Source organism: Campylobacter sp. 2018MI13, assembly GCF_018501135.1.
GTDB lineage: Bacteria > Campylobacterota > Campylobacteria > Campylobacterales > Campylobacteraceae > Campylobacter_E.
Window position 1 is genome coordinate 1 of record NZ_JAHCZC010000351.1, and the last position, 228, is coordinate 228.

Annotated in this window: 1 rRNA gene; it reads left to right on the forward strand. The window is 50.4% G+C overall.

The annotated features are described in order from the left end of the window. Positions 1–228, forward strand: a 23S ribosomal RNA gene (locus KJQ99_RS11530); the annotation flags it as partial.

The window sequence follows — 228 nt, forward strand, 5'->3', positions numbered from 1 at the left end:
GCAAGGAAACTTACAACAAAGAGTCCCTCCCGACTGTTTACCAAAAACACAGCACTCTGCTAACACGTAAGTGGATGTATAGGGTGTGACGCCTGCCCGGGGCTCGAAGGTTAATTGATGGGGTCAGCAGCAATGCGAAGCTCTTGATCGAAGCCCGAGTAAACGGCGGCCGTAACTATAACGGTCCTAAGGTAGCGAAATTCCTTGTCGGTTAAATACCGACCTGCA